Source organism: Paenibacillus oryziterrae (assembly GCF_042610485.1).
In the GTDB taxonomy this organism is placed as follows: domain Bacteria; phylum Bacillota; class Bacilli; order Paenibacillales; family Paenibacillaceae; genus Paenibacillus_AQ.
This window is the reverse complement of sequence record NZ_JBGJZO010000003.1, coordinates 447,063-453,331: the sequence shown is the minus strand read 5'-3', so window position 1 is coordinate 453,331 and position 6,269 is coordinate 447,063. Positions and strand designations below refer to the sequence as shown.

Below are 6,269 nucleotides of genomic sequence, written 5' to 3'. Positions count from 1 at the left end.
CGCCAGCCGCGGGGGCACCTGGTCCCGCAGCGTCAGCATGCGGGACCGCACTAAGCTGCGGGAGCGAGCCCCGCAGCTCAGTCAGTACGCCCTGCAGCTTCGCGAGCAGGGCCGTCCCTGATGCGGCGGGGCTGCCAACACCCGCCGCGCCTGCATTACCGGCCGCACCTCCAGTACCCGCAACTCCTGCCGCGTTCCCGGCTGCACCTCCAGCACCCGCCGCACCCGCCGCATTACCAGCTACGCCTCCAGCACCTGCCGCGCCCGCCGCATTACCAGATGCACCAGTACCTGCCGCATTACCAGCTGCGCCTCCAGTACTTGCCGCACCTGCCGCATTACCGGTTGCACCTCCAGCACCTGCCGCATTACCAGCTGCACCTCCAGCACCTGCCGCTCCCGCCGCATTCCCGGCTGCACCTCCAGCACCCGCCGTACCTGCCGCATTCCCGGCTGCACCTCCAGCACCCGCCGTACCTGCCGCATTCCCGGCTGCACCTCCAGTACCCGCCGTGCCCGCCGCATTACCGGCTGCACCTCCAGTACCCACCGCGCCCGCTTCATTACCGGCTGCACCTCCAGTACCCGCCGCACCTGCCGCATTACCGGCTGCGCTGCCAGCACCCGCCGCACCTGCCGCATTACCGGCTACATCTCCAGCACCCGCCGCGTTCCCGGCCGCCCCTCCAGCGCCTGCCGTTCCTGCTGCATTTCCAGCCGCACCTGCTGTTCCTGCCGTACCCACAGCATTCCCGGCTGTATCTCCAGCGCGTAACGTTCCTTGCGCCATTCCTTGCTGAGCTTGAGTAGAATTACTGCCGGTAGCAGCCGTTCCTGCTCGACCTGCCGTACCAGCTTGTCCACTTTCATTTATACCATCATCGGCTGTACCTGCACTCATCGCAGCCGCTTCATCCGAATTTAAATTAAGTTTTGCAGCTCCGCCACTGGTATTCTGGTTCGTTGCCACTCCACCAGTTCCAGACCCCATGCCTCCTGCTGTTTTCAGCTGAGATGCCCACACAGTGACCTGTTCCTCTAAAGCTGACAATAATTGAGTCAGTCCTGGCCCAAATACCGCCTGATGCAATCCCTTTACACTTTCAGCCGTTACAGGCAGGCCTCTTTTGACCGAGATAACCGCTGCTTGCAACCACTGCTCTGCAGGCACGCCTTGGGGTTTGGCGCTCATTACCGCATTCAGCTGAGCCGCAGTTTCCTTGGTTAAGGGAAGCCCTGCAGACTGCATTGCCTTAATAATCTCCGGGCCGTCTTTAGCGTTGGTAAGACCAAGCGATTCCAGCGCCTCCCCCATACTTTGCGGAGAAGCCACCGTCACTTCAAGGGATACCGGCTTCAACACAGGTAATCCATTTTCTCCAGGAGGTGATACCTGCATATTCAACGTTTGTCCCGCCTGCAGCGGTGTTTCAAGCTCAGCACGAACAGGCAACCCCTGAATCTGGACAACCGCTTCTTTTCCGGAATCCGAGACACTGAGCACAACGCCGCGCACAACCTGGCCTTCTTTTAACTCCAGCGACTTCGGCTCGCCAGCTTTGCTGTCTCCCAGCAACCCGCGGATCATCGATCCAATATTCATTGCGTTCACGCCCTTCCCGTCTATCCAGGTACTATCCTGTCTTTATCTTTATCGGACATTTCTTCTTTTTTGTCTAGGCGATCGTACCCATCCATCGTCTTCCATTTTCTTACATAAACCCGTCTCACACGTTTAGAACAAGGTTTGCTGCTCTGCCAATATATTATTTAGGAAGCTGCGCCGGTGCATTGGTGTTGGTCCAAGGAGGGTTATCTGTTCCCGGTGCAGTTTGGTTGCATAACCTTTATGTATCGCAATACCGTAATTTGGATATAATTGCTCCCAAATCCCCTCACACAGCCTGTCGCGTGTAACCTTAGCCACAATTGAAGCAGCGGCGATGGACTGCGAGTTCGCGTCTCCTTTAATAATGGCACGCTGTGGCAGTGGTAAATCCACCTTCTCAGCATCGATCAGCATATAGTCGGGAGTTAGACTCAGACCTTCAACCGCTTTTCTCATGGCCAGCCGAGATGCTTGTTTAATATTGATTTCATCTATAATAGCCGAATCTACGTGACCCACGCCAACAGCCAGCGCCTGCTCCATAATCAGCTCAAATAAAGCATCCCGTTTTTTGGAGGTCAGTTTCTTGGAATCGTCAACACCCTCGATTACAAGACCCTCCGGCAATATCACCGCTGCCGCAACGACGTCGCCAAATAGACATCCCCGCCCAACTTCATCCACACCCGCAATCCGCCGATAAGACTGTTCCAGGCATTCTTTTTCATATAAAAGCATATCTACGCTACTCAAATTGCATCCACCTGCCCGTTCATTTTCCTACTACTCTACTAACTCAGCTTACCATAGGAACCCTTGATTAGGCATCCTTCATTATCATACAAACCGGTCTATACATCAGCAAACAGTAAAAAAAGCCAACCGGGTACCGGCTGACTCTTCCATCCTGATGATTGCGTTATAGTTCCGCTTATTTAAAACTAAGGTGTCTCCAGTGTAAATCGTCCAAGCTTTCCTTCACGTAGCTCATGCAGCAGTGTGCGGGAAGCCTTCTCCAGATCTACCCGTCCGCCACTAATCAGACAACCACGTTTACGTCCGATAGCTTCCATGACAGCGACGATTTCATCCGGATTCTCCAGATCCTCCGGAAGCTTGTTAATGCCGAAACGTTCCTGGAAGCGGGAGCCGTAATCCTTCACCAAATATTTGATCGCATAAAAAGCGATGTCCTCGATGTTAAGGATTTCCTCCTTGATCGCACCGGTTACTGCCAAGCGGTAACCCACTTCCTGATCCTCGAATTTCGGCCACAGAATACCCGGGGTATCCAGCAGCTCCAGATTTCCACCCGTTTTAATCCATTGTTGGCCTTTAGTTACACCCGGACGGTCACCGACCGCGGCGATTGACCTACCAGCCATTTTATTAATCAGGGTAGATTTCCCAACGTTCGGAATACCGACGATCAGAGCGCGTGCAGGACGGGGATTCATTCCCTTGGCAATCTGCCGGTCAATCTTCTCTTTCAGCAGCAGCTTCACCTGTTCTGGAATCTCCTTGACCCCCGTACCTGTGGATGCATCCGCAGGATGAGCCACATGACCCTGTGCCTTGAAATAAGCCAGCCATTTGCGCGTTGCCTCCGGATCAGCCAGATCTGACTTATTCAGAATAATCAGCCTTGGCTTGTTACGCAGAATATCATCAATCATCGGATTGCGGCTGGAAAGCGGAAGACGGGAATCGAGCAACTCTATCGCCACATCAATCAGACTCAGCTTCGCCTCGATTTGCCTTCTCGCCTTCGTCATATGACCGGGAAACCAATGAATGGTCATTGCCGTCACCTCCTTTGATTTCTATCTTTTAGTGGTTAATCATTTGAATATCTTTGACCGGCCAGAATATCAAATCTGCCCGCCCAACGATATCACTTAGTGGAACATACCCGATCATCCGGCTGTCCTTGCTGTCTGAACGATTGTCTCCCATAACAAACACATGCCCCTCGGGTACTGTGGTGTCTGAGAAATCTTCATTCGGGAAGTTCTTATTATTGTACAAAGCGTTATTCTTATGCGCGTTATCCATAGCTTCCTGGATATAAGTTTCATTCACCGGTTCACCGTTGACGGTAACTACATCGCCTTCAACTTTTACAGTATCTCCAGCCACACCAATTACACGTTTAATGAAATCTCGGCCCTCAGAAGGCACATGGAATACGATAACCTCGCCACGATGCGGCGACCTGATATCATATAAAATTTCATTCACGATAACCCGCTCTCCGGTATGGAAGTTAGGCTGCATGGAAGGCCCGTCCACTATAAACGGTTTGAACAAAAGCCAGCGAATCAAAATTACCAGCACTAAAGCAATTGCAATTGCCTTAATCCATTCAAGCACTTCATTTTTCTGCTTAGGAGGTAGCTGGCTTGTCTCTCCAGACTCACCTTGTAGCTGCTCTAAATCCTGCTGCATCGTTCACCATCCTCTCGATATGCCATATATACAAATAAACGCAAAAAAACTCCCACCAAAAACCCCTCCGCAGATACTCCTTCAGGAGGCCTTTTTGGAGAAGCCGTTCCCCAGTACTTGATATAGATAAAACGAAAGGGGCTTGAACTCAAGCCCCTTTCTGTTTGCCGCAATTCTAGCGACGGATTTCTTTAATTCTTGCTGCTTTACCGCGAAGTTCACGAAGATAGTACAGTTTCGCACGACGAACTTTACCACGGCGAGCCACTTCGATCTTTTCGATTTTAGGGGAGTTGAATGGGAAAGTTCTTTCCACACCCACACCGTAAGAAATTTTACGAACTGTAAAAGTTTCACTGATTCCACCGCCGCGACGTTTGATTACAACGCCTTCGAACAACTGAATCCGCTCACGAGATCCCTCGATTACTTTTACGTGCACTTTCAAAGTGTCGCCCGGGCGAAAACTCGGGAGATCGCTGCGAAGTTGCTCTTGAGTAATTGCTTGCAGGATATTCATTATGGATTTCCTCCTTCCGTACAGGTGTTCTTGCCTCTTCAAGAAAGCCTTTGCTCTCCATCATTATCGCGCAGAGGACCACCGTATTCCACACAACAGAAATAATAATATCATAATGGGCAAGCCATTACAACCATTTATTATATTTTATAGTGGCAGCATATCCCTTTTCTTAGCTTTGACCCGGCAATCCTTGCATAAGCCAACGACAGATCCGTTGTCCTGTGCGTAGAAGATTAGTTTCCCGTTCTTTTTTCTGCAGGAGGAGCAAGGCTGATCTGTGGTCTTCTGCTTGCTCTGGCGATGCCTGTCTATGGATACCACGTTGCGGTTTTGTGCAGGTGCCGCTTTTGAAGCTGAGTCTTTATTTCGAAATAAAATAAACATGAGTGCCACTACCAGTACCAGAATGAATCCAGCAGCGTATATCATTGTGCCCACCCTTCTTTCCTGCGGCATATGAATATCTTCTATTATAAGATACTTTTTTTCTATAGAACAAGCAGTTTCTCTGTTCCTCGCCTCGTCTGCTCCTCACTACCCATATCCCGGAGATTAACTAGCCTTAGGTCCAGTACCGGAACCCGCCTGCAGCCTCTTTTTGAATAAATTTCCACACTCTATACTATTGTAAGAAGCTACGATACGAAGCATTATACTTACTGATTACTAAGGAGGATTTAATGTATGCGCACAAACAGACCGTTGCTGGCCGCGACTGTAGTTCTTTCTTTCGTACTGCTGGCTGGCTGTACAGAATTGCCTGGAAAGGCAGATCATAACCTGGGGAGTAATCTTTCTGGGGAAGGGTCATTCCAGCAGTTGGGAGAGTCGATACAGCAGGAGGTTGGCAAAGCCGCAGCTACCGTGGAGCAGGCAGTGGAAAAGACAGCGGTTAAGGTATCTGACAGCATTACAGCTGACTGGACCAGCACAGAACTTTCAGCATCGCAGGCGATAAATTCCGCTTCTACCCTTACCATGGTGAATCCCGTGGGTAAAATTGAAGTAAGACCCGTAACCGGGGAGCAATTAACAGTTACCGCTACGGTTAGATTAGAGAAAGATTCCGCTCATGAGGCGGATCATCAAATCATCATGGACAATGCCGAGGTTTCTATCCAGTTAAGTGGAGACCGGGTGAACGTATCTACACATTCCAAAGAGAATCCCGGGCAGGATTTGTGGAGTTGGGCTCAGGATGAATTAGATGATTCTGACTTCACGATCGATTACGCAATTGGAGTTCCTGAGGGGATAGATACGTTTGAAATCACCAATAATGTGGGTGAGATCCGGCTCCAGGATTTGAAAGGAGTCTACCATGTAACCAGCAATGTTGGGGCTATTCACATATCAGGTGCGGAAGTAACGGGTTCATCTACAGTGGAAGCCAATACGGGCAGTATTCGCTTGGATCTCGCCAGCATGGCGGAGGGTAGCAGCCTTAAGGCTAAGACTGATGTAGGCAGTCTGACCGCTATTCTACCTGAATCAATGGGATGCGACCTAGAAACTTCAAGCGAGCTAGGAGCGATAACAGGAGCGGATAGCGGTACTAGCAAGCTTAATGGTGGTGGGCCACTGCTGTCCCTGTCCTCCAAGATCGGATCGATCACCGTTCATCAATAATATTAATAGTAAAACAGTAAAAACCACCGCCAGCGAAAATATTCGCTAAGCGGTGGTTTT

7 protein-coding genes are annotated in these 6,269 nt (G+C 50.6%); 1 reads left to right on the top strand and 6 read right to left on the bottom strand.

Annotation, left to right across the window (positions count from 1 at the left end):
• From ACAN55_RS06690 to ACAN55_RS06665, 6 genes are all read right to left on the bottom strand, one after another.
• On the bottom strand, positions 1-1,603 hold a 1,603-nt coding region (locus ACAN55_RS06690; protein WP_379129820.1), incomplete at its 3' end, for a hypothetical protein.
• A 132-nt stretch (positions 1,604-1,735) separates the two neighbouring features.
• The gene (gene rnhB / locus ACAN55_RS06685; RefSeq protein WP_379129855.1) at positions 1,736-2,347 is read right to left on the bottom strand and encodes a ribonuclease HII; all 612 of its coding nucleotides are present in this window, start codon (positions 2,345-2,347) and stop codon (positions 1,736-1,738) included.
• A gap of 203 nt (positions 2,348-2,550) precedes the next feature.
• Positions 2,551-3,411 (bottom strand): ribosome biogenesis GTPase YlqF, encoded by an 861-nt coding sequence (gene ylqF / locus ACAN55_RS06680; RefSeq protein ID WP_379129818.1) that lies wholly within the window; start codon positions 3,409-3,411, stop codon positions 2,551-2,553.
• 28 nt (positions 3,412-3,439) lie between these two features.
• On the bottom strand, positions 3,440-4,057 hold the full coding sequence (lepB, locus tag ACAN55_RS06675; protein WP_379129815.1) for a signal peptidase I: 618 nt from the start codon (positions 4,055-4,057) through the stop codon (positions 3,440-3,442).
• A 175-nt stretch (positions 4,058-4,232) separates the two neighbouring features.
• The gene (gene rplS / locus ACAN55_RS06670) at positions 4,233-4,577 is read right to left on the bottom strand and encodes a 50S ribosomal protein L19 (RefSeq protein WP_379129812.1); all 345 of its coding nucleotides are present in this window, start codon (positions 4,575-4,577) and stop codon (positions 4,233-4,235) included.
• A gap of 147 nt (positions 4,578-4,724) precedes the next feature.
• The gene (locus tag ACAN55_RS06665; RefSeq protein ID WP_379129810.1) at positions 4,725-5,009 is read right to left on the bottom strand and encodes a hypothetical protein; all 285 of its coding nucleotides are present in this window, start codon (positions 5,007-5,009) and stop codon (positions 4,725-4,727) included.
• A 255-nt stretch (positions 5,010-5,264) separates the two neighbouring features.
• Here ACAN55_RS06665 and ACAN55_RS06660 point away from each other — a divergent pair, with 255 nt between their 5' ends.
• Positions 5,265-6,209 carry a DUF4097 family beta strand repeat-containing protein gene (locus ACAN55_RS06660; protein ID WP_379129808.1) on the top strand — a complete coding sequence of 315 codons (945 nt, stop codon included), beginning with the start codon at positions 5,265-5,267 and terminating at the stop codon, positions 6,207-6,209.
• Positions 6,210-6,269: the final 60 nt, after the last annotated feature.

Coding starts and splice junctions, on each gene's coding strand:
- ACAN55_RS06665 (WP_379129810.1), bottom strand. CDS start 5,009: ATGATATACGCTGCTGGATTCATTCTGGTACTGGTAGTGGCACTCATG.
- lepB (WP_379129815.1), bottom strand. CDS start 4,057: ATGCAGCAGGATTTAGAGCAGCTACAAGGTGAGTCTGGAGAGACAAGC.
- rplS (WP_379129812.1), bottom strand. CDS start 4,577: ATGAATATCCTGCAAGCAATTACTCAAGAGCAACTTCGCAGCGATCTC.
- rnhB (WP_379129855.1), bottom strand. CDS start 2,347: ATGCTTTTATATGAAAAAGAATGCCTGGAACAGTCTTATCGGCGGATT.
- ylqF (WP_379129818.1), bottom strand. CDS start 3,411: ATGACCATTCATTGGTTTCCCGGTCATATGACGAAGGCGAGAAGGCAA.
- ACAN55_RS06660 (WP_379129808.1), top strand. CDS start 5,265: ATGCGCACAAACAGACCGTTGCTGGCCGCGACTGTAGTTCTTTCTTTC.